17 protein-coding genes are annotated in these 23,226 nt (G+C 75.9%); 9 read left to right on the plus strand and 8 right to left on the minus strand.

The features are described 5' to 3' along the window. The first annotated feature begins 298 nt into the window (after window positions 1–298). The 8 genes from ACZ462_RS06160 (at window position 299) to ACZ462_RS06195 (ending at window position 10,796) form a co-directional block, all read left to right on the plus strand. The gene (locus tag ACZ462_RS06160) at window positions 299–1,948 is read left to right on the plus strand and encodes an ATP-binding protein (protein WP_467807187.1); all 1,650 of its coding nucleotides are present in this window, start codon (window positions 299–301) and stop codon (window positions 1,946–1,948) included. A 4-nt stretch (window positions 1,949–1,952) separates the two neighbouring features. Next, a complete protein-coding gene (locus tag ACZ462_RS06165; RefSeq protein ID WP_467807189.1) occupies window positions 1,953–3,782 on the plus strand; it encodes a GTPase in 1,830 nt (609 codons plus the stop codon). Between the two features lie 93 nt (window positions 3,783–3,875). Beyond that, a complete protein-coding gene (locus tag ACZ462_RS06170) occupies window positions 3,876–4,283 on the plus strand; it encodes a single-stranded DNA-binding protein (RefSeq protein WP_467807190.1) in 408 nt (135 codons plus the stop codon). 68 nt (window positions 4,284–4,351) lie between these two features. Next, window positions 4,352–5,659 (plus strand): thioester domain-containing protein, encoded by a 1,308-nt coding sequence (locus ACZ462_RS06175; RefSeq protein ID WP_467807192.1) that lies wholly within the window; start codon window positions 4,352–4,354, stop codon window positions 5,657–5,659. Window positions 5,660–6,101: 442 nt separating this feature from the next. Then, complete coding sequence (locus ACZ462_RS06180; protein WP_467807194.1) at window positions 6,102–7,682, plus strand: phosphatase PAP2 family protein; 1,581 nt, start codon at window positions 6,102–6,104, stop codon at window positions 7,680–7,682. A gap of 239 nt (window positions 7,683–7,921) precedes the next feature. Continuing rightward, a complete protein-coding gene (gene ettA / locus ACZ462_RS06185) occupies window positions 7,922–9,586 on the plus strand; it encodes an energy-dependent translational throttle protein EttA (RefSeq protein ID WP_467807195.1) in 1,665 nt (554 codons plus the stop codon). 8 nt (window positions 9,587–9,594) lie between these two features. Then, window positions 9,595–10,074: an acyl-CoA thioesterase gene (locus ACZ462_RS06190; protein WP_467807196.1), complete on the plus strand. Its 480-nt coding sequence runs from the start codon at window positions 9,595–9,597 to the stop codon at window positions 10,072–10,074. Beyond that, entirely contained in the window at window positions 10,071–10,796 is a 726-nt protein-coding gene (locus tag ACZ462_RS06195; RefSeq protein ID WP_467807197.1) for a DUF8010 domain-containing protein, read from the plus strand. Before ACZ462_RS06190 ends, ACZ462_RS06195 begins: the two co-directional genes overlap by 4 nt. A gap of 47 nt (window positions 10,797–10,843) precedes the next feature. Here ACZ462_RS06195 and ACZ462_RS06200 read toward each other — a convergent pair whose 3' ends face one another. After that, window positions 10,844–11,248 (minus strand): globin, encoded by a 405-nt coding sequence (locus ACZ462_RS06200; RefSeq protein WP_125546400.1) that lies wholly within the window; start codon window positions 11,246–11,248, stop codon window positions 10,844–10,846. Window positions 11,249–11,336: 88 nt separating this feature from the next. On the opposite strand from ACZ462_RS06200, the gene ACZ462_RS06205 reads away from it, so the two are divergent. Continuing rightward, window positions 11,337–12,395, plus strand: coding sequence for a methyltransferase domain-containing protein (locus ACZ462_RS06205; RefSeq protein WP_467807198.1), 1,059 nt, complete (start codon window positions 11,337–11,339; stop codon window positions 12,393–12,395). A 28-nt stretch (window positions 12,396–12,423) separates the two neighbouring features. Here ACZ462_RS06205 and ACZ462_RS06210 read toward each other — a convergent pair whose 3' ends face one another. The 7 genes from ACZ462_RS06210 to ACZ462_RS06240 all read right to left on the minus strand — a co-directional run bounded on the left by ACZ462_RS06210 (window position 12,424) and on the right by ACZ462_RS06240 (window position 23,088). Then, entirely contained in the window at window positions 12,424–13,410 is a 987-nt protein-coding gene (locus tag ACZ462_RS06210; RefSeq protein WP_467807199.1) for an FHA domain-containing protein, read from the minus strand. A gap of 44 nt (window positions 13,411–13,454) precedes the next feature. After that, complete coding sequence (locus ACZ462_RS06215) at window positions 13,455–14,780, minus strand: vWA domain-containing protein (protein ID WP_467807200.1); 1,326 nt, start codon at window positions 14,778–14,780, stop codon at window positions 13,455–13,457. A 124-nt stretch (window positions 14,781–14,904) separates the two neighbouring features. Beyond that, entirely contained in the window at window positions 14,905–16,425 is a 1,521-nt protein-coding gene (locus tag ACZ462_RS06220) for a PP2C family serine/threonine-protein phosphatase (RefSeq protein WP_467807201.1), read from the minus strand. Window positions 16,426–16,428: 3 nt separating this feature from the next. After that, window positions 16,429–19,230, minus strand: a complete 2,802-nt coding sequence (locus ACZ462_RS06225) for a serine/threonine-protein kinase (protein WP_467807202.1) — start codon at window positions 19,228–19,230, stop codon at window positions 16,429–16,431. Beyond that, on the minus strand, window positions 19,227–20,486 hold the full coding sequence (locus ACZ462_RS06230) for a coiled-coil domain-containing protein (protein ID WP_467807248.1): 1,260 nt from the start codon (window positions 20,484–20,486) through the stop codon (window positions 19,227–19,229). The genes ACZ462_RS06225 and ACZ462_RS06230 overlap by 4 nt, the downstream gene beginning before the upstream one ends. A gap of 131 nt (window positions 20,487–20,617) precedes the next feature. Next, a complete protein-coding gene (locus ACZ462_RS06235) occupies window positions 20,618–21,607 on the minus strand; it encodes a glutamate ABC transporter substrate-binding protein (protein ID WP_467807250.1) in 990 nt (329 codons plus the stop codon). An 83-nt stretch (window positions 21,608–21,690) separates the two neighbouring features. Beyond that, window positions 21,691–23,088, minus strand: coding sequence for a hypothetical protein (locus ACZ462_RS06240; protein WP_467807204.1), 1,398 nt, complete (start codon window positions 23,086–23,088; stop codon window positions 21,691–21,693). Between the last annotated feature and the right edge of the window lie 138 nt (window positions 23,089–23,226).

The following is a 23,226-nucleotide window of genomic DNA, read 5'->3' on the forward strand; positions in this document are numbered from 1 at the left end:
TGGGGGTGGGACTGTCGTCCGTGCCGGGTCAAGGATAGGGCTCCGGTCGCCTTGTCCCGGTTGCTTCACCCGCGTGCCACGATGTGGAGGTTCGGTGAAGCGGTCCCGATAATCGCAGGCAGGTGCGATTCTCGCACCGCTTTTGCGCCGCGTCGGGCCGGGTGTTGTGCACTCGTTATGCCTGCGCCCCACTCGTCTGCTCTGACCGGAAGGTCCCTCCGGAGTCGCGGTCGGCGCGCAGAGGGCGTATAAGCTTCAAAAAGGGTCCCAAATTGGGCATTCTTCCCATGTGGTGACCTTGGATGTTCGGCCTCAGCTGCTCGATGCCCTGTCCGCCCTGCGCGACCGGGTCGCCTCCGTGCGTCTGCCGCTGCCCCTTCCCGGTGCCCCGCGCGCCCGCCAGACCAGAGCCGAGCTGCTCGCGCAGCTCGACGACTACCTCGTACCGCGCCTGAAGTCCCCCGAGGCGCCGCTCCTGGCCGTCGTCGGCGGATCCACCGGGGCCGGCAAGTCCACCCTCGTCAACTCCCTCGTCGGCCGCCAGGTCAGCGAGGCCGGCGTGCTGCGCCCCACCACCCGGATCCCCGTCCTCGTCTGCCACCCCGACGACCACCACTGGTTCGCCGGCATGCGGGTCCTGCCCGACCTGCTCCGCGTCTGGGCGCCGCCCGACGAGGACGACACGTACCCCGCCCGCGGCCGAGGCCGCGGCGCCACCGGACACGCCGGCCGCGGCACCCCCGGCGGACGCGGCCGTTCCGGCTCCGCCGCCACCCGCGAGCTGCGCATCGAGACCGTCACCGGCCTGCCGCGCGGCCTCGCCCTCCTCGACGCCCCCGACATCGACTCCCTCGTCGTCGAGAACCGGACACTCGCCGCCGAGCTCATCTGCGCCGCCGACGTCTGGGTGATGGTCACCACCGCCTCCCGCTACGCCGACGCCGTGCCCTGGCACATGCTGCGCACCGCCAAGCAGTACAAGGCCACCCTCGTCACCGTCCTCGACCGCGTCCCCCACCAGGTCCTCGCGGAGGTCTCCCGCCAGTACGGGGCCCTCCTCACCCGCGCCGGACTCGGCGACGTTCCCCGCTTCACCGTGCCCGAGCTGCCCGAGTCCGCGGGCGGCGGCGGGCTGCTGCCCGCCAGCGCCGTCGCCCCGCTCGGCGCCTGGCTCGCCCACCACGCCGAGGACCCCGCCGCCCGCCAGTACGCCGTCGGGCGCACCGCGCTCGGCGCCCTGGACTCTCTCCGGCGCCGCATGCCGGAGCTGGCGTCCGCCGTCGCCGCCCAGTACGCCGCCGCCGTACGGCTCACCACGGCCGTCGAGGACGCGTACCGCAAGGAGGGCAAGCGGGTCCGGGCCCGGCTCGACCAGGGCGCCGTACTCGCCGGGGACGCTCTCACCCGCTGGCGCGGCTACCCCCTCGACACCACCGCCGACGAACTCCTCGACTCGCTGGCCGAATCCCTCGCCGCCCTGCTCCAGTGCGCGGTCGCCGCCGCCGAGGAGAGGATCGCCGAGGCGTGGCGGCGCGAACCCGCCGCGGAAGCCCTGCCTCCGCCCGCAGCCGACCGGGAGGCGGCGGAGCGCATCGGCCTGGCCGTCCGCCGCTGGCGGCGCGTCCTCGAAGAGCTCGTCGAGGAGGAGGTCGCCGCCCTCGACCGGCAGCCCCCGCCGGACCCCGACGCCGTCACCTCCCTCCTCGCCGCCGCCCTCCTCGGCGGCAGGCGGGCCCGGCCCGCCGGGGAGAAGCTCGCCGAGCGGATCGGCGTCCAGGCCGCCGTACGGCTGCGCGACCGGGGCGGCGAACTCGTCGCCGAACACCTCGAAGAGGTGCTGCGCACCGAACGGGACCGGCGGCTGGCCCCCCTGGAGGCCCTCGAAGTGACGCCCGAGCCGCAGGCCGAGCTCATCGCGGCGCTGTCCGTACTGCAGAAGGAGAGGTGACGCGGTGAGCGCCCTGGCCGACCGCACCGACGACCGCTGGGACGACGGCCTCATCGCCCGCTCCCGCCCCATCCCCGGCGAACCGGACGACGAGGGCGGCGACGAGGGCGACGACGCGCTCGTCCGCGCCCTGTCCGGCGCCGGCAGCGACGGCGGACGCACTCCGCCGGCGCCGCTCAGCCCCGAGGCGCAGGCCCTGCGCTCCCGCCTGGAGGCGCTTCGCCAGCTCGTCGCGCTCTCCCGGACCCGGCTCGACGGCCAGACCCTCGCCGAGGCCGGCCGCGTCCTGGACGAGGCGGCGGCGCGCCGGGGGCTGTCCGCGCAGCACACCGTCGTCGCGATCGCCGGAGCCACCGGAAGCGGCAAGTCCACCCTCTTCAACGCCCTTGCCGGAGTGCAGATCTCCGAGACGGGGCTGCGCCGGCCGACCACCGCCGCGCCCATCGCCTGCAGCTGGTCCGACGGCGCGGCCGGCCTGCTGGACCGGCTGGAGATCCCCGGCCGGCTCCGGCGCCGCCCGCGCGAGACGCCCGAGACGGAGGCGCTGCGGGGCCTGGTCCTGGTGGACCTGCCCGACCTGGACTCGGCGCTGGGCGTCCACCGCGACCACGTGGACCGCGTCCTCGCCCTCGTCGACGCCGTCGTGTGGGTCGTCGACCCGGAGAAGTACGCGGACGCGGTCCTCCACGAGCGGTACCTGCGGCCGCTCGCCGGACACGCCGAGGTGACGTTCGTCGTGCTCAACCAGGTGGACCGGCTGCCCGGCGAGGCCGCCGACCTCGTCCTGGACGACCTGCGCCGGCTGCTCGACGAGGACGGCATCGCCCTCGGAGAGCACGGCGAGCCCGGCGCCACCGTCCTCGGACTGTCCGCGCTCACCGGAGAGGGCGTCGGAGAGCTGCGCGAGCTGCTCGGCCAGTTCACGCAGGAGCGGGGCGCGGCCACCCGCCGCATCTCGGCCGACGTCGACTGCGCCGCCGGCCGGATGCGGCCCCTGTACGTGGCCGAGGGCCACCCGGGAGCGGAGATCTCGGAGGCGGCGCGCGCCGGGTTCGAGGACCGGCTCGCGGAGGCGGTCGGGGCGAGCGCGGCCGGCCTCGCCGCCGAACGGGCCTGGCGGCGCAACGCCGGGAAGGCGTGCGGGACGCCCTGGCTGCGGCTGTGGCGCTGGTACGAAAACCGGCGCGCCCCCCGCACGCTGTCCGGGCTCGCGGCGCTGGCGGCCATCGGCGGCCGGGGCGCGGCCCTGGCTGCGGAGTCGCAGTCGCCCGCCGAGGCCGAGGTGACGGCCCGGCAGCGGGTGGAGCAGGCGGTACGGGCCGTCGCCGACGCCGCGGCGACGGGGCTGCCGGACCCGTGGGCGCAGGCGGTGCGGGAGACCGCGGTGCGGGGCGGGGAGAAGCTGCCGGAGATGCTGGACGAGGTCGCGCTGACGCTGGGGCCGGCGGCCGCCCCGCCCGAAACGAAGCCGCCGCGGCCCGCGTGGTGGCCGGCGGCGGTCCTCGCGCAGGCCGCGATGACGCTCCTCCAGATCTATGGCGGCCTGTGGCTGGTGGGGCAGATCGCGGGGGTCCTGCCGCCGCATCTGCTGCCGCCGGTCCTGCTGATGGCGTCGGGCATCGTCGGCGGGCCGCTGGTGGAGTGGGCCTGCTCGCTCGCGGCCCGCGGGCCCGCGCGGCGGTACGGGCAGGACGCGGAGCGGCGGCTGCGGCAGGCGGCGGCCGGCTGCGGACGGGCCCGGGTGCTGGAGCCCGTGGCCGCGGAACTCCTGCGGTACCGGGAGGTGCGCGAGCAGTACGCGGCGGTGGCCAAGTTGTCCACAACCCGCCAGTAATCCACAGGCGCAAGCGGAATCTGGGGGTCCGGGCGAGTCTGGTCATGCCCGTGCGGAAAGGCCGCTCGGGCACGACGAGGGGAGGCGGCCGCCGTGAACGACACGCTGGTGACGCTGGTGGGCTGCGTGGCCACGCAGATCGACTACAAGGAAACCGCGAACGGACCCTCCGCACGGTTCCGATTCGCCGTCACACCACGGTATTTTGACCGCCGGAAGGACGCTTGGACGGACGGGGCCACCAGCTTCTACACGGTGTGGGCCCGGCGCGCGCTCGCGGTCAACCTGACCGGTTCCGTTTCGGTCGGGGAGCCGCTCGTCGTGCACGGCCGGCTGCGGGTGCGGGACGACCCGCCCGACGCGGAGGGGAACCGCTGGTTCTCGGCGGAGATCGACGCCACCGCCATCGGGCACGACCTCAACCGCGGCACCGCCGCGTTCCGCAGGATCACCAGGGCCGAACCGACACTGATGGTGACTCAGAAGTCGGCGGTGGTCTGAGTGTTCGATGAGGCTAGGATTCCCCGGTACTCACGGGCACCTGGGTCTTTGGCCCGAAGGGGAAGACTGTGTCGATTGGCGTTCCCGCATCCTCCGCTTCACATTCCGGCTCTGCTGCTGCACCTGATCCGCTGCCTGCCGCGGCCCGCGCCGCGGCGCCGGCAGCCGGCCGTGCCGCGGCCCGCTCCCCGAGACCCGGCGGCGAAGCGGCCCCCGCGGCGGGGCGCACCGCCGCGCGCCGCCCGCTGGCCGCCGCGCTGCTGGCCGCGGCCCTCACCGCCGCGCCCGGAGCCCGCGCAGCCGCCGACACCGGCACGCCGGCGCCCCGGACCCCCGAAGGCGCCAGCGCCGTACTGGACGGACTCAAGACGTACGGGCAGGCGGTCCTGCGCGCCCCCGACGGCTCGGTCCGGCAGATCCCGGCCGGGCTCTACGAGATGCGGGTCGACGGCGGCGGCACCCTCCAGACGTACGGGGTCGGGGTGGCCGGCCACGCCCAGCCGCACGCCCGCTACACCGAGAGTGCCTGGGGCGGCAGCCCCTTGGCCGGGAACGCCGAGGCGGGCCGCATCCGCTGGGTCCTGGAGCACTCCTATCCGCAGCTGAACGACCTCGCCGGGCTCGCCAAGGCCGCCGGCGCCGGCGCGCTCACCGCGGAGAGCGCGGCGGCCGGCACCCAGGTGGCGATCTGGCGGCTCGCCGACGGCGCGAACGTGGAGGCGGCCGACCCGGCCGCCGAGAAGCTCGCCGACTACCTCCAGCGGTCCGCCGGCCGGCTGCCCGAGCCGCCGGCCTCGCTCGGGCTGGACCCGGGCAGCGTGTCCGGCCCCGTCGGCAGCAGGCTCGGCCCGGTCACCGTCCGCACGGGCGCCCAGAGCGTGTCCGTCGCCCCCGACGCGGCGGCCGTCGCGATGGGCGTGCGCATCGTCGACACCGAGGGCAAGCCGGTCACGGCCGCCGCAAACGGCAGCCGGCTGTACTTCGAGGTCCCCGTCGGCACCCCCGACGGGACCGCCACCGTCACCGTGCAGGGGTCGACGAAGGTGCCCGTCGGGCGCGTCCTCACGAGCGGCCTGCCGACCCAGGCCCAGGTCGTGGCCGGATCGAGTGCATCCGCCGTCACCGCGCAGGCCACGGCGCTCTGGCCGCAGGCCGTCGTCACGGAGGCCGGCGCCGCCGCCGACACCGCCGTCCCTCACCCGGCCCTGGCGGCCACCTCACCGGAAACCACCCCGGAGGAGGAACGCCTGGCCACCAGCGGCAGCTCCGCCGCCACCCCTGTCATCGCCTCCCTGGCGGTGGGCCTGGTGGTGCTGGGCGGCCTGGTGGTCCTCATGGTCCGCAAGAGGCCGCTGGACGAGGAGGAACGGGCGTAGGCCGCCGCCCCTGGCGGTGCTGCTGTCGTCGCCGCGCCGCACCACGGGGGCGGCGGGGGCGGCGGACGACCCGAGCGGCTGCCGGGGTCCGCCGGGGCGGGCCGGGGCAGTGACCGGACCCCGCCGCCGGGCCACCGACCCGCCGGCCTGCCGCGGCTGCGGTTCCGGCCAGCCGGTGCCCCGGGCGCCTGGGCCGTGGCTGGAGCGGGCAGGGCCGCCGCAGGCTCCCGGTCCCGGGCGGCACCGCCGGCGGTCGAGGGGGCGCGGCCGGTCGTGGGCGGGTGGTCCGGCGGCTGTGGTCGCCGGGGTGGGGGCGGGCCCGGTGCCGTCGCGGGGTCCCGGACCGCCTTCGGGTCGGCTGGACGGGGGCCGCGGGGCGGTGGACCGGTTCCGGGAGTGCGGGCCGGGGTAAGCGCGAGGGGTGGCCGATCATGAGATGACCTTGAGAGGGACGGCAGCGCGGTGGGACCGGGCGCTGTTCGACGCGGTGGCCCGGCACCACTGGCCGGGGGCCGAGCGGGTGCTGCCGCGCCTCGGGCGGGCCGCCAACCACGGGGTGCTGTGGGGAGGGACCGCCCTCGCGATCGCCGCGTTCGGCTCCGCCCGGGCCCGCAAGGCGGCGCTCCGGGCGGGTGCCTCCCTCGCACTGGCCTCGGCGACGATCAACACCGTCGGCAAGTGGTCCGTACGCCGGCCCCGGCCCCTCCTGGACGGGGTGCCGGCGGTACGGCAGCTCGCCCAGCAGCCGCAGACGACGTCCTTCCCGTCCGGGCACTCGGCGTCCGCGTTCGCGTTCGCCACCGGGCTCGTGCTGCACGCGCCCGCCCTGGGCGCGGCGGTGGCCCCCGTCGCTGCCTCGGTGGCGTTCTCCCGGGTCTACACCGGGGTGCACTACCCGTCCGACGTGGCCGCCGGCGCGGCCCTCGGCGTGGCGGCAGGGTTCGCCGTCCGCCGCATCGCGCAGCGGCTGGAGGAGGCGCGGGCCGTCCCCGGCGACGAGCCCGATGCCGTCGACGCCCCCGCCCTGCCCGACGGGGAAGGCCTCGTTGTCGTGGTCAACGCCGGATCCGGTACCGCTGCCGAGGCCGGACTGGACGTACTGCGGGAGCGCCTGCCCAAGGCGGAGGTCGTCGAATGCGAAGGCCCCGATCTGCGGCGGGAGCTGGCAGCCGCCGCGGGCAGGGCAGCCGTGCTCGGGGTGTGCGGGGGCGACGGCACGGTGAACGCCGCCGCCACCGAGGCCCTGCGGGCGGGACTGCCGCTCGCCGTGTTCCCCGGCGGCACCCTCAACCACTTCGCACTGGACCTCGGCCTGACCGGTGCCGAGGAGACGTGCCGGGCCGTCGCGGAGGGCCGCGCCGTCAAGGTCGGCGTCGGACGCTTCACCCCCGGCCCCGAACCGGTGGGACCGGCTGCCGCCGCAGACTCCGGCCCGGTCGACGCCCGCGGGCCCGATGCGGCCCTCGCGGCCGGTCTCGATCCGGTCGCCGCCGGCAGCTACGACCCGGTCGCCGCTTCCGGCTCCGCAAGTGCCGGGTACTTCCTCAACACCTTCAGCATCGGCGCCTACCCGGAGCTGCTCCGGCACCGCCTGCACTGGACGCCCCGTATCGGCGGGGGCCCGGCCATGGTGCTGGCGGCCTGGCGGGTGCTGCGTTCGGAGCGGCCCGTACGGCTGCGGCTCGCCGGCCGGCCGCGGAACGTCTGGCTGCTCTTCGCCGGCAACGGCACCTACCACGGCACCGGCCCCGCTCCCCGGCGCCGCGACAGCCTCGCCGAGGCCCTGCTGGACGTGCGACTCGTACACGGTGGCGGCCGCCCCGGCCCGCGGCTCCTCGCCGCCGCCTTCGCGGGACCGCTGTCCCGGTCCCCCGTCCACACCGCGACCCGCCTGGCACACCTGCGCATCGACGAGGTCCCGCCCGGCACCCCGCTGGCGTACGACGGCGAGTACGCCCGCGCGCCGCAGTCCCTGGTCGTCGACACCCTCCCGCACGCCCTGACCGTCTACCGCCACAGCTGACCGCTTCCACCCGGGCGCACGCCAGGCAGGGTCGGGGTCGCCGACGCCTCCGGCGGGGGCGCTCGGGCTCCGGGAGCCAAGGGGTGGTGGCGGCTCAGGAGGGCCGCGGCTCCGGGCCGGCTCGGGGCCCGGCAGGGGTGGCCGGCGGGGGGTGCGGGGCTACTGGTTTCCGCCTCGGGGTGGACGGCTGGCAAGATGGGGTGTATCTGCCCATCCATCGATCTGCCGGACGGTTTCTCTTGGCTGAGTTCATCTACACCATGCGCAAGACGCGCAAGGCGCACGGCGACAAGGTGATTCTCGATGACGTCACCCTGAACTTCCTGCCCGGCGCGAAGATCGGTGTGGTCGGCCCGAACGGTGCCGGTAAGTCCACCGTTCTGAAGATCATGGCGGGCATCGAGCAGCCCTCCAACGGCGACGCCTTCCTGTCGCCCGGCTACTCCGTCGGCATCCTCATGCAGGAGCCCAAGCTCGACGAGAGCAAGACCGTCCTGCAGAACGTCGAGGACGGCGTCGCCGAGATCAAGGGCAAGCTCGACCGGTTCAACGCCATCGCCGAGGAGATGGCCACGAACTACACGGACGAGCTCATGGCGGAGATGGGCAAGCTCCAGGAGGACCTCGACCACGCCAACGCCTGGGACCTCGACGCCCAGCTGGAGCAGGCCATGGACGCGCTGGGCTGCCCGCCCGCCGACTGGCCGGTCAACAACCTCTCCGGTGGCGAGAAGCGCCGCGTCGCGCTCTGCAAGCTGCTGCTGGAGGCCCCCGACCTGCTGCTCCTCGACGAGCCCACCAACCACCTCGACGCCGAGTCCGTGAACTGGCTCGAGCAGCACCTCGCCCAGTACAAGGGCACCGTCGTGGCGATCACCCACGACCGGTACTTCCTCGACAACGTCGCCGAGTGGATCCTCGAACTCGACCGCGGCCGCGCCCACCCCTACCAGGGCAACTACTCCACCTACCTGGAGAAGAAGGCCGAGCGCCTCAAGGTCGAGGGCAAGAAGGACGAGAAGCGCCAGAAGCGCCTCAAGGAAGAGCTGGAGTGGGTCCGCTCCAACGCCAAGGGCCGCCAGGCCAAGTCCAAGGCGCGCCTCGCCCGCTACGAGGAGATGGCCGCCGAGGCCGAGAAGATGCGGAAGCTGGACTTCGAGGAGATCCAGATCCCGCCGGGCCCGCGCCTGGGCTCCATCGTCGTCGAGGTCAACAACCTCTCCAAGGCCTTCGGCGAGAAGGTCCTCATCGACGACCTGTCCTTCACGCTGCCCCGCAACGGCATCGTCGGCATCATCGGCCCGAACGGCGCCGGCAAGACCACGCTGTTCAAGATGATCCAGGGCCTGGAGAAGCCGGACGCCGGCGAGATCAAGGTCGGCGAGACCGTCAAGATCTCGTACGTCGACCAGGGCCGCTCGAACATCGACCCGAAGAAGACGCTGTGGGCCGTCGTCTCCGACGAGCTGGACTACATCAACGTCGGCCAGGTCGAGATGCCCTCCCGCGCGTACGTCTCCGCGTTCGGCTTCAAGGGTCCGGACCAGCAGAAGCCGGCCGGCGTGCTCTCCGGCGGCGAGCGCAACCGCCTCAACCTGGCGCTCACCCTCAAGCAGGGCGGCAACCTGCTGCTCCTCGACGAGCCCACCAACGACCTCGACGTCGAGACGCTGTCGTCCCTCGAGAACGCGCTGCTGGACTTCCCCGGCTGCGCCGTGGTCGTCTCCCACGACCGCTGGTTCCTCGACCGGGTCGCCACGCACATCCTGGCGTACGAGGGCGACTCGAAGTGGTTCTGGTTCGAGGGCAACTTCGAGTCCTACGAGAAGAACAAGGTCGAGCGGCTCGGCCCGGACGCCACCCGTCCGCACCGCGCCACCTACAAGAAGCTCACGCGAGGCTGATACCGGCCATGGCCAGACACCACTACCGGTGCCCGCTCCGCTGGGCGGACATGGACGCCTTCGGGCACGTCAACAACGTCGTCTTCCTCCGCTACCTGGAGGAGGCGCGCATCGACTTCATGTTCCGCCTGGCGCCGGGCGAGGGCAGCGACTCGTTCACCGGCGGCTCCGTCGTCGCCCGGCACGAGATCGACTACAAGCTGCCCCTCGTGCACCGGCACGAACCGGTGCTCATCGAGTCCTGGGTGACCCGCATCGGCGCCGCCTCCCTGACCATCCGCTACGAGGTCAAGGACGAGGCGACCGAGGACCGGCCCGAGACGGTGTACGTGCGCGCCGAGACCGTGGTGGTGCCCTACAACCTCGCCGAGGGGCGGCCGCGCCGCATCTCGGACGAGGAGCGGTCCTTCCTTGAGGAGTACCTCGACGAGCCGGCGCCGAAGCCGAAGGACAAGGCGAAGGCGTCCGAAGGGCGCCTCGCGGCATGACGGGCCCACTGCGCTTCGCCGACCCCGGGGAGGCGGCGGACCTCGCCGCCTTCCTGGGGCGGCTGGTGCACTACGACCGCGCCGCCGCGGTCCGCCTCCAGGCGGGCGGCGGCGCGCTCGCCGTCTTCGGCCGGCCGCCGTCCTTCGACGTGCTGGCCGTCCGCACGGTCCGGCTCGCCGAACCGGTCGCCGCGCCGCTGGACGCCACCGTCTCCGCCGGCGAACTGCTGGAATCGGTCGACGAGGACTCCGCGGCCGCCCGGGTGCCCGCCGCCGTCACCGGCCCGCCCTGGGCCGGGGTGCTGCCGCCCCGCGGCGGCTGGCGGCCGGTGCCCGGACTGCCCGGACCCGACGCCATGCTGGCCGCCGTGGCCCGCTCCGTCGCCGAGTTCCGGGCCCGCGACAAAGCCCTCCCGCCGCAGCACCGGACCCGGTCCGAGCGGGACCGCATAGGCCGCGACATCTGGTCCCGCACGCTCGGCGACACCGAACTCCCCCTGCGAGCCGTCCACGCCGCGCAGTCCCTCGGCTTCCTGCGCCCCGCCCGCGCCGTGGTCCCCGCCGCGCCCGGAGCGGGCGCCGCCCCGGCCGCCGCGCCCGACGCGGTCGCGCTGCTGGCCTCCGGGGGCTGGCTGCGGCTGCGCACCCCGTACGGCTCGGTCGCGCTGCGCCGCCCCGGCGCCGCCGGCGGCCTGGGCGCCCTCCAGTTCCGGCCGGCCTAGGTCGGAAGAGACGGCCTCGCCGGGCGCCGGCCGCGTCCGGTCCCTGCTCAGTCGGCCGTGTTGACCATCGAGGCCGCCGCGTACGTCAGGTAGCGCCACAGCTGCGCCTCGTGCTCCGGGGCCAGGCCGAGTTCGTCCACCGCGACCCGCATGTGCGCCAGCCAGGCGTCGTGCGCCGCGGAGTCCACCCTGAACGGGGCGTGCCGCATGCGCAGCCGCGGGTGGCCGCGGTTCTCGCTGTACGTGGTCGGGCCGCCCCAGTACTGCATCAGGAAGAGCGCGAACCGCTCCTCCGCCGGCCCGAGGTCCTCCTCCGGGTACATCGGACGCAGCAGCGGGTCTTCCGCGACCCCCTGGTAGAAGCGCCGGACCAGGCGGCGGAAGGTCTCCTCGCCGCCCACCTGCTCGTAAAAGGTCTGCTCCTGGACCGTGCCGCGCGGATTCTCATTCACCCGACCATCGTCTCAGACACCCGGACGGAGTACGGAGGTCCTAGGACCAGCGCTCGCCTCCCGGGGCCCGGCGCAGCACAGTGGAGCCATGGGCGCACCAGCACCGCACTCCGGACACTCCGGACACTCCCGAGCCCACGCCCGCGGTACGGCGCACGCCGTCGAGGAGGAGGGCGCGCGGGACCTTCGCGCGGCGGCGCACGCCGCGCAGGTGCGCGAGCTGGCCGCGGCGGGGGGGCTGGACGATCCCGCCTGGCGGGCGGCCTTCGCGGCGGTGCCCCGGCACGTCTTCGTCCCCTGGTTCTTCACGGGCCGCGGCGCGGGCCACGAGCGGCTGTGGGGCGAGGACCCGGACCCGGCCCGGCGCGCGCGCTGGCTGCGCGGGGTATACCGGGACGAGCCGCTCGCGACCCGGCTGCGCGACGGCGCACTCGTCTCCTCCAGCAGCCAGCCGTCGCTGATGGCGAAGATGCTCGCAGCGCTCGACGTGCGGGACGGGGACAGCGTCCTGGAGATCGGGACGGGCTCCGGCTACAACGCGGCCCTGCTGTGCCACCGCCTCGGCGACCACCTGGTCACCACGGTCGACCTGGACGAGGAGATCACCGAGTCGGCGCGCGCCCACCTGGCGGCGCTCGGCTACCGGCCGGCGGTGGTCACCGGGGACGGGGCGCGCGGGTGCCCGGCGCGGGCCCCGTACGACCGGATCCTCGTGACGTGCACCCTCCCGCGGATCCCGCACGCGTGGCTGGGCCAGTGCCGGCCCGGGGCGCGGATCCTGGCCCCGCTGTCGACGGGGCTGATCGCGCTGCGGGTGCGGGACAAGGACTTCGCGGAGGGCGGCTTCCTGCACACCCCGGCGTACTTCGTGCCGCTGCGCGGGGCGGTGGCGCGGACTGCGGCGGAGCCCGGGCCGGGGCACGGGGTCCCGTACGAGCTGGTGGAGAACGAGCGCTTCCAGTTCATGCTGGGGCTGACCGGGGGCGCCCTGCACCCGCGCGAGGCCCTGGACCTGTGGCGGGCCGAGGGGCGGCCGGCGAGGGAGCGCTTCGGGGTGACGGTCGCCGCGGGCGGGCAGTGGGCGTGGCTCGACGACCCCCAGGGTCCCTACGTGTGGCCCCTGGGGGAGGAGGACGCCGGGCGGTGAACGCCGGCCCCGGCAGGCCGGCGGCCCGTCAGCCGCGGCGGATCGTGAGCGTGGTCCAGGCGCCGACGTGGACGCGGTCGCCGTCGGCGAGCGGGACCGGGACGTACGGCTGGATCGGGTCCTCGCCGCCGTTGATGGTGGTGCCGTTGGTGGAGTTCTGGTCCACCACCGCCCAGCTCAGGTCGGGCTGCCGGACGAGCACCGCGTGCTGGTGGGAGACGCCCGGGTCCTCCGGCGGCACCGACAGGTCGATGTCGGGGGACTCGCCGGTGGAGCCGCGGCGTCGGCCGATGGTGACCTGGCCCCCGGAGAGCGGAACGTGCTGCTCCGGCGAGTAGGCGGGCAGGTTCAGCTGGGCCGCCTCCGGGCCGCTGCGCTGCATCATCGCCAGGAAGTACGAGCGGTCGGGGCCGATCGTCACCGACCAGGAGCCGCCGCCGCGGGGCGGGAACGGCTGCTGGGCCTGGGGCTGCGGGTGCGCCTGCGGCTGCTGCGGCTGCTGCTGCGGCTGGTGGGGGTGCTGCCGGGGCGGCTGGTACTCGTACGCGGGCTGCTGGTACTGCTGCTGCTCGTGCGACGGCGGCGGCAGCAGCCAGTCGTCCTCGCGGGACAGCGGCTCGGCCGGCCGGTTCACCCGGGACGGCCGCGAGCCCTGGTACTCGAACGGGTCCTGCGGGAAGGACGCGGGGGACGGCGCCGGCGGCGGAGGCGTCCGCATTCCGGTGCCCCCGGTGAGCCCCTGCTCCTGGCCGGCCGGCGGCTGGTACGGGGTGGCCGAGCGGGTCAGGAAGTTGTACCGGCACTCCTCGCAGAACGGCGCCATGGCCTCGCGCGGGGTCCGGCACTGCGGGCACAGCTCCGCCTGGGCGGTCGGCTCACCGGCGGTGGGAGGGTAGCCGTAGCCGTAGGAGGGTGAGGACGCGGAAGACGCCCCCGCGGCGGCAGCCATGCGGTGGCCGCAGACCTCGCACCAGTCGTCGGAGGCGGACTGGTGCCCATTAGGGCAGGTCGGCATGGCGGCTCTTCCCCCTTCAGCCTGCCTCGTCGCGGCAGGTCCTCTCAGGTCTTCTTGACTCGGACGGTCTTCGTCGAACGCGTTTCGAGCGTCATCTCGTCGGCGTCCGCAACCTTCGCTTTCAGCCGCACAGTACCCGCCGCGGCATCGACGACATCCACCACCTTCGCCAGCAGGCGGGCCGTGTCCGCGTTCCCGGAGACGCTCGCGAGTTGCACCGCTCGCCCCAGCTTGGCCGTGGCACCATCGACATCGCCCAGTTTGCGGGCTTCCAGGCCCTGTTGGATAGCCTGCGCGAGCTCCGCCTGTCCCGTGTAGTGCGCGACCTGCGGATTGATGGCCGTGGAGGCCGCCGGATCGGCCGTCCACACCGCCCGGACCAGCCCCTGGCCGAGCACGGACGGCGGCCCGCCCGGCGCACCGGGCAGGACGAGGGAGGCGCGGGCGGCCAGCATCTCCCGGCCGACGGCCGCCGGGGGGACGTGCACGCACACGTGGTACTCGCGGCTCTCGTCGCCCCAGGAGCCCGTCGGGTAGTCGCCGGTGCGCGGGCCGGCCTCCGTGCGTCGGCCGCTGAGGTCCTCGACGCTCGGGGAGACCTGCTTGACGTACCGGACCTCCGCGCCGACCGGGATCCACAGGCGCAGGGCCACGTCGGCGACCTCCTTGCCCATGGCCTTCTCCATCATGAGCGTGAAGTCCTCGGTGAGGCGGGCGGGGTCGGCGACGATGTCGGCGGACCCGAGCAGGGCGCTCGCGATGCCCTTGACCTCCTTGACCTCCCAGTCGGTGCCCACGCCGCGGGCGTCGCAGGTGAAGCGGCCCGCGCAGGACTCCAGGACGGCCCGCAGGGCGGCCGGGTCCTCGTGCTCGTTGCGGCCGTCGGTGAGCAGGATGCCGTGCCGGATCGCGGCGGGGGACTGGCGGAGCAGGCCGTCGGCGAGGCGCAGCCAGGTGCCGATGGCGGTGCCGCCGGCGGGGATGAGGCCGCCGAGGGCCTCCTTGGCGCGGGCCCGGGAGGCCGCGTCGGCGACGGCGAGGCGGCCCTGCCCCGGGTAGACCTCGCGGGCGGTGTGGGTGCCGGCGATGACGGCGAACCAGGTGCCGTCCCGCAGGGTGTCGATCGCGGCGGCGGTGGCCTCGCGGGCGCCGCGCATCTTCTCCGGCGGGTAGTCCATGGAGCCCGAGCAGTCGACCATGACGACGACCGCGGCCGGGCCGCGGGCCGCGGAGGAGCGGGTCGCGGCCGCGCCGCCGGTGGAGGTGACCGTGAGGATGGCGTGCACCTCGCGCCCGCCTTCGGGGAGGAACTCGTTCTGGTAGACCTCCATGCTGAAGTGCGGGGCGCTCGGCTTGGCGAAGTTCGCCATGGGCGGGACTCCTCGGGTCCTGGGGCAGGGGTGGGAGAGGGACTCACCTGTGCTGCTCGCGGTGGGACCGGCCGGCTGCCGGGGGCGGCGCGGCCGACCGGCCCGGTGGCCCGGACCGGCCGGTTCAGGCCAGGGGGTGCGCTTCCGCCCGCCGGGCGGCGTCCGCGCCGGCGGCCTCGCCGGCCGGGGCCGCGAACGGCACCACGGCCACGGTGACGTTGTCGTGGCCGCCGCCGTCCAGGGCGTGCCCGACGAGGACCTGCGCGCTGTGCAGGGGCCGCACGGCCGCGTCGGCGGGCAGCACCCGGGCCATCTCGGCGGCGGACTCCGCGTAGTTCCACAGGCCGTCCGTGCAGACGACGACGACACCCGCGTGGTCCGGCCGGAAGGTGGCGGTGTGCGGCTCCAGCTCGTACGCGTCGGCCCCGAGCCAGCCGGTGATGGCGTGCGCGCGGGCGTCGGCGTAGGCCTCCGCCTCGCCCATCAGGCCGGCCGCGACCATCTGCGCCGCCCACGAGTCGTCCTCGGTCAGCCGCCGGGGGAGCGCCCCCCGGTCGTCCGGGACCCAGTAGGCACGGCTGTCGCCGACCCAGCCGATGGTCAGCAGGCCGCCGCTGACGACGGCGCCGACCAGCGTGCACGCCGGGGCGTTCTGGGCGCCGGGGACCTCCGGGGCGAGGGCGGTCACCGCGTCCGCCGCGGCCAGGATCGCCCGGTGCATGGCCTGCTGCGGGTGGGTGCCGCGGGGGAGCGCCTCCAGCAGGGTCTCGTTCGCCGCGGCGGCCGCGGCTGCCGAGGCGTCGTCCGGCCGGCTGGCCGAGGACACGCCGTCGCACACGATGGCGACGGTGGCGGTGGAGCCGTCGGCCAGGGCCGTGGCGGCCACCGCGAAGGAGTCCTCGTTGCGGTGGTGGCGCAGCCCGCGGTCGCTGACCGCGGCGACGCTCCCGAGCTCCTCCTCCAGGTGGTCGCGCTCCCGCGGCTGGGCGTGGCCGCAGTGCTCGCAGTAGCCGTCGGTGTCGACCCGGCCGGCCCGGCAGGCGACGCACGTCTTCTTGGCGGCGGCCTCGTGTCCGGGCGGGGTGCTGCCGTACGGGGCTTCGGCCGCGGCCCCGTCCCACGGGGAGCCGGCGGGCGCGTCGGGGCCGCCGTACGGCCGGTCGTGGGCGGCCGCCGGATCCGCGGGCCCGGCCTCCGCCGCTGCGGCGGGCCCGGGCTCGGGGGCGGAAGCCGGACCGGCGAGGTGGTGGCCGTCGCCGCCCCGCCCGGCCGGGGCGGGACCGGACCCGGCGTCCTGCGCGGGCCCGCCGAAGTCCCACGGGGCAGCGGCCGGGGGAGCCGGGACGCCGGCGGCCGCGGGCGCCGGCGGCGGCGCGGCGGGCGGGACCTGGGGTGCGGAGCCGGCCGCGTCCCAGGCCGGGGCGCCGCCCGACGGCCACGGCGCGGCCGGAGTCCGGCCGGGCGACGCGGCCGCCCTCGCCGCCGCGGGCGCCGGAGCCGGGGCGGGCAGGGCCAGGGTCGGGTCGTCCGCGGGCAGGGGCGGCGGGAAGGCGCAGACCGGGGAGCCGCAGTAACCGCAGAAACGGTCCCCCTCCTCCAGGGGCTCCGCGCAGCTGGGGCAGCCAGACGGCCGATGCATCGACATCACTCACACCCACGTCCGGGGACGGAGACGGTTTGCCCGCTCCACCAGTTCGATCCTGTCCTCGCCGCGCTGCGCCAGCCGCGCGAGGACGCGGTACGAGCGCTCCAGGCCGAAGCGCAGGCCCCGCTCGTCCAGTTGACTGCCGAGCAGCGTGGTCCGGCCGGGGTCCGTGCCCCGGCCACCCGACAGTACCCAGTCCAGGGCCGAGCCCAGAACCTCCGCCGACAGCCGTTCCTGCCGCTCCGCGTCCAACCCGAGCCGCTCCAGCGCCTCCACCTGCGCCGCAGCCGCCACCAGGTCGGGCAGCAGGGCCTCTTGGGGAGAGCGGTCGCGCAGACGTGCCCGTACCGCCGCCACCCGGGCGGCCGTGTAGTGGATGGAGGACTCCGGGACGGACTCCAGGGTGCGCACCGCCGCCTCCCGGTCCCCGGAGGCCAGTTGGACGCGGGCCAGCCCGAACGCGGCGCTCACGAAACCCGGGTCGGTGGCCCATACGAGCCGGTAGTACTCGGCCGCGTTGTCCAACTGCCCCAGGATCTCCGCGCACAGACCCAGCGCCAGCTTCGGCGCGGGCTCGCCGGGGAAGGCGTCGTACACGGCGTCGAAGGACAGGGCGGCGACCGCGTCCTCCCCGCCGGCCAGCGAGACGACGCCGCGGGCCCACACCACCCGCCAGTCGTCCGGATGCGCAGCCTCCAGCTCGGCCAGGGCGGCGCCCGCGGCGGCGGTCCGGCCCAGCTCCAGGTGGGCCCGCAGCGCCCGCAGGCGCAGCTCGACCGAGTCCGTCGGCGCCGCAGCCAGGGCGGCGGGCAGATCGGCCGGAGCGGAGGCCAGCAGGCCGGCGAGGAACCCGGCGTTGGCGTCGCCCGGGTCGACCAGGGGCAGCGGCAGGGCCAGCGCCATCTCCCGGGCGTCCGCGACGGCCCGCCGGACCGCTGCGGCCCCGGCGCCCGGACCGCCGGCCGCGGCGCCCGGACGGGGTGCGGCCGCGGCTGCGGCCGCTGCCGACGGGGCCCGGCGGGGCGCCGGGACGGCGCCGGCCCGGCGGGTCGCCTCGGCCTCCAGCGGCCCCGCGGCCAGGGCCCCGGAGGCGGGCGCCCCGACACCGGCCGGTGCCGCGGCCGCCGGGGCCGGTACGGCCGCGCCGGGCTCCCGCTCCGCCGCGGCGGGACGCGTACCGCCGCCGGCCAGGCGGAGCAGGCGGCCGAGGACCGGGCCGTGCCCCGGCACCGGCCGCGCGCCCAGCCGGGACACCTCGGCGTCCGCGGCGTCCGCGAACAGGCGCGTGTCCGGGACCCGCAGCTCCGGCCCGAACAGCGTCGACAACTGCGGCCGGGGGCGGCCCGTCTGCAGGGCGACGACCTCCCGCAGCACACCTGTGAGCTGGTCCGCCATCTCCTGCGCGGACGAGAACCGCCGCCCCGGATCCGGATCCGTGGCGCGCACGAGCAGCCGGTAGAACGACTCGTACCGCCGGAACACCTCTATGTGCTCCGGATCCGGCAGCGAATCCGCGAACACGGTGGTGTAGCCCTGGAAGTCGAACGTCAGGACCGCCAGCGTCCGCGCCACCGTGTACAGGTCGGAGGCGACCGACGGCCCGGCCTCGGCGACCTCCGGCGCCTGATAGCCGACCGTCCCGTATATCGCCGACTCGGCGTCGTCCATCCGGCGCACCGCGCCCATGTCGATCAGCTTCAGCTGGTCCTGCTGCTGGATCGCGTTGTCGACCTTGAAGTCGCAGTAGAGCAGGTTCCTGCTGTGCAGGTGCCCGAGCGCCTCCAGCGCCTCGATCCCGTACGCGCAGGCCTGTTCCACCGGGAGCGGGTCACGGCGCCCGTCCGGCCGGCGCCGCTCGTTCGCGATCTCCTTCAGCGACTTGCCGCCGACGTACTCCATCACGATGTACCCGTCGAGCGAACCGGTCCGCTGGTCCAGGTGCTCGACGAAGTTGTAGATCCGCACGATGTTGGAGTGCTCGATCTCCGCGAGGAACCGGCGCTCCGATATGGCAGCCGCCATCGCGTCCTGGTCGCCGGTGTCCAGCAGGCCCTTGAGGACAACCCACCGGTCCGCGACGGCCCGGTCCACCGCCAGGTACACCCAGCCCAGGCCGCCGTGCGCCAGGCAGCCCGCGACCTCGTACTGGCCGTGCACGACGTCGCCCGGCCGCAGCTTCGGCACGAAGGAGTACGGATGCCCGCACTTGGTGCAGAACCCCTCGGTCCGGCCCCTCCGGTCCCCGCGCGCGCGGCCCACCGGGGCCCCGCAGTCGGCGCGGGAGCAGAACCGCTTGCGCTCCGGCACCTCCGGGTTCTCCAGGACGGCCGCCGACGGGTCCGGGCGCGGCACCTCGGGCACGCTGACCAGCCCGGCCCCGAGCCTGCTGCGGCCCGACGAGCCGGCCGACGAGCCCGAACTGCGCACCGACACCGAGCGGTTCGACGCCACGCCGGTCAGCCGGCCGGACACCGAGCGCCGCGACGACGACGAGCGCGACGAGCGCGACGAGCGCGCGGACGCCGAGCCGGCGGAGCGCGCCGAGGACGACCCGGACCGGCCGGAGCCCTGGGAGCCCCGCGGGTCGGAGTGCCGGGCCGGGCTCGTCATGCCCGTCGGCGGCGACACCAGGTCCGCGGCGCCCCCCGGGCTCCCGGCGCCCGGCGCCGCCGCACCCGCCGCCGCGATGCCCGGTTCCGCGGGGGCGGGCGCGAGCCCGCACGTCCCGCAGTACAGCCCGCCGCCCATGTCCTCGTACGCGCCCGGGCAGCCGGGGCGGGCGCACGCGGTTCCGGCCTGGCTCATGCGTCCTCCCCTTCCGGCCCGGCGGGCCTGTCCTGCCGCGGGGCCAGCGCCTCCGCGGCCGCCTGCTGGTAGCGCAGCACCGCCTGCTCGGCGGCCCGCAGGTCGCACGGCGCGCTCCACAGCATCCGCCGCGCCGTGTCGTACCGCTCGACCAGTACCACGTCCTCCGCGAGGCCGTGCCGGGCGACCTTCGCCCGGTAGGCGTCCAGCCGGCCGCGCAGCTCGGCGCGCACGGCCAGCGGAGCCGTCACCGCGGTCAACGACTCGCGGGCCCGGCAGAGTTCCTCTTCGGCCCGCTCCTCCAGCGCGTCCAGCAGCGGCGACAGCCGGTGCCAGCGCGCGGTGCGCCGGTAGTCGGAGGCGAGCGCCAGCTGCTCCTGCAGCTCGGTCGGCGGACCGCTCACCGCCGGGACCTCCGACGCCGCGATCTTCGCCAGTACCTCGGTGCGCGCGGCGCGGGCCTCCGCGAGGGTCCGGTCGGCCCGCGAGAGGACGTCCCGGAGGGCGATCAGCCGCTGCTCGGCGTCCTGCCGGACGGCCAGCACCGCCCCGACCTCCCGGCGTACGTCCTCCAGCGCGAGTGCCGCCCGGTCGTAGCGGCCGGTGTCGGGGCGGCCGCCGCCCGGCGCGGAGCTGCCCGCGGCCGGCTGCCAGAACGCCAGCGGGTCCGCGATGACCTGCTCGCGCAGGTCCGCCAGCTCGGCGGTGATCGCCTCCAGGTCGTCGCCCGCGGGGTGCTCGCCGGGGCGGACGCCCACCGAGTGGGCCAGCGAGCGGGTGCGGCGCAGCTCCGCGGCCAGCAGGTCGATCCTGGCGGGCAGCGCCGACCACACGGCGTCGGCGGCGACCACCACGTCCAGGGAGCTCGCGTACAGCTCGTTCATCCGGGCCACCAGCTCGGCCAGCGAGAACCGCTCCGCCAGGCCCGCGCCCCCGGCCCCGGCGCCGGCGATGTGCACCCCCGGCCCGCGCAGCCGCTCCGTCAGGTCGACGAGGTCGTCCCGGCTGAGCCAGCGGCGCCGCTCCCGGATGGCGCGGGCCGCGGCCAGCGCCCCGCTGTAGGCGTCGAAGTACGTCCACAGCCGGGTGATCGCGGCGTCGGCGGCGGCCCAGCGCTCCTTGGTCACGCCGGTCAGGTCGGCGCCCTCCAGCAGGCGCCGCCCGGCGTGGTCCTGGAGCGCGAGCAGGGAGGTCTCGACGGCCTCGTGCTCCGCCGCGAGCCGGGCCAGCGCCCGGTCGACGCCGTCCCGGTCCATCAACGCCGACTGCGCCTCCAACGGCCGTGCCTCCACCCGCCCCGCCTCCGCTCCTGCGCCGTCCGCCCGGGGATCCCCGGTGTCCGGCTCCGATTCTTCCCCGCCGGCGCGGCGTACCCCTGCCACCGCCGTCAGTCCCGGTACTTGGGGGCGGGCGGCCCGGCCACGCCGGGCAGCACGCGCCCCAGGTGGCGGGCGTAGGCCTGCATCCACGGGCTGGCGTCGCCGCCGGCGCGGTAGTTCTCCAGCACCTTGTTGACCCGGCGCACCAGGTCCGGGGCGCCCTTGTGCATGGCCACCCCGTAGAACTCCTTGGTGAACGGGGACCCGACGAGCCGCACCGAGGGGTCCTGCGCGGCCTGCCCGGCGGCGAGCGCGTTGTCGGTGACGATGCCGTCCACCTCGCCGAGCTGGAGCCGGACCAGGCAGTCCAGCTGGTTGGGGACGCTGACCGGGACCGCCCCGTACGCCTGGGCCTTCAGGGCGGACTCCGCCGTCGAGCCGGCGGCCGTGCAGATCCGGCGGCCCTTCAGCGAGGCGTCGTACCCGGTGATGGGGGAGCCCTTGGGCGCGAGCACCTGCTGCCCGGCCTCGAAGTACGCCGTCGAGAAGGCGACGTCCTCCAGCCGCTTGCAGTTGATCGTCATGGTGCGCACGACCACGTCCACCCGGCCCTCCTGGAGGGCGGGTATGCGCTGGTTGGTGGGGATGGCCCGGTAGATGACCGCGTTCTCGTCGCCCAGGATGTCCTTGGCGATCGCCCTGACCAGGGCTATGTCGAAGCCGTCGAGGCGGCCGTCGACCGGGTTGCGGTACCCCCAGGCGAAGCTGTTCTGGTCCACGCCGGCGACGAGTTTGCCCGCCTTGCGGATCCGCTCGATCGTCGGGCCGTCGCCCGCGGACGGCCGCAGGCTGGCCTCCGGGTCCGGGCAGGTGTCGGTGAGCGTCCACGGCGCCTGGGGGGCGGCCGCGACGGAGCCGGGCGCGCGGACCGCGGCCGGCGGGCCGCCCTCCGGGGCCGCCTGGGCCAGCGGCAGCAGCACGGCGGCGGTCACCGCGCAGGCCGCGGCCATCGCACTGACCCCGCCCCAGCCGCGCAGCCGCCGCGCGAGTCGGCGCATCCGCGCCGGCCGGGTCCGCCCGCCCGCCGGGCCGCCGCCGCGGGGGGCCTCGTCCTCGCGCCTCACGCCTGTCCGCATCGCTGTCACCTGTACTCCGAAAGCCGGCGCCCGATGCCGAGGAGCACCGCCGCGGCGCCGGCGACCGCCAGGGCCGCCGAACCCGTCACCAACCCGCCGAACGCGCCCAGCCCGGCCCGGGCCGCCCGCGTGAACTCCGCCTGCTCGTGCGCCAGGGCCCGCTCCAGGGAGGCGTCCACCGTGTCGAACGACGCCCCGCTGCTGTCCTTGTGGTCCTTGTCCCCGATGACCTGCGGCAGGGCGGCCTGGTAGTCGCCCCGCAGGTCCGTCTCCCGGGCCGCCGCGTGCCGCTGCTTCCACTGCCGGACGCCGTCCGCGGCGCTCGCGACCGGCTCGCGCCCCTCGTCGTCGTCGGCGAGGCGCAGCGCCTGCTCCAGGCCCGCGTCGAGCTCCTTCATGTTGGCCGCGAAGTCCACGTCGTACTTGTCGGACTTGTTGTCGGCTGCGAGGACGGCGCCGCGCGCGATCAGCGTCAGGTTCTCGCTGGCCCGGGCCTGGAGGGCGGCGATCCGCGCGTCGGTGAGCACCTTGAGCGACTCCTGGCCCTGCTCCCGCGCCTCGGCCAGGGACGAGCGGGCCAGCGCGTGCCCCACGGCCAGCCACAGCAGCGCCACCAGGGTGGCGGCGGTCGCCGCGGCCAGGCCGCGGTTGAAGACCCGGTTCGTCCGCCGGTAGGTGCGGTGCTGCGCCCACGCCAGCGCGGCCAGGGCGAGCAGCCCGGCGGCGAGCGACGCCAGCGGCAGCGAGCGGGCGTTGTCGTGGTCCTCGTACAGCCGGCCCGTCTCCGCTTCGTACAGCCGCTGGGCGGCGGGCAGCAGCTGCGTGCTCATCTGCTCGTTGGCGTACCGCAGGTAGGCGCCGCCCAGCGGAAGGCCCTGCCGGTTGTTGGCGCGGGCCTGCTCGATGAGGCCGGTGTAGCGGGGCAGCTGCTCCCCGAGGAGGGTTATCTGCCGACGGGACTCGGCGTCCTCCCCGGCGTTCGCCGCGGCGCTGACGAGCAGCCGGGAGGCGCCCGCCATGTCCTCCTCGTACCGCTGCCGCACCTCGCGCGGCTCGTCCGCGCCGGCGAGGAACCCGCTCGACGAGGCGGTGTCGGCGTCCGCGAGGGAGCGGTAGATGCTCGCCGCGTCCGCGCTGAGCGGCTGGCTGCGGCCCACCACGTCCTCGGCGGAGCCGACCCGGCCGGCGACCTCCCACACCGTCACCGCCCCGAACAGCAGGACGAGTCCGGCGACGAGGGCGCCGATGATCCGCAGCCGGCCCGGCTCGGTGGTCGCGACGGCACGCAGCCGCTCCACCCCCTCGGCCCAGGCGGTGCCGGGCCCGGGTGGACCGGCGGGCGGCCCTGCGGCCGGGCCGCCGGCGCCGCCGGCCGGCGCGGGCGCGCGTGATGTGATGGCCACCGTGACCTCCCCCTCGGTCCTCCATGCTCCGCAGCAGTATGGCCGGAGCGGCGGCCGGCCACAGCACCCGGTGCCCGATCCCGGACCGGCCCCCTCCCGGTGCACGGGCGGCGCCGCCCCCGCCGCGCCTTCACCGTG

It is taken from the genome of Streptomyces sp. NPDC031121, assembly GCF_055570615.1.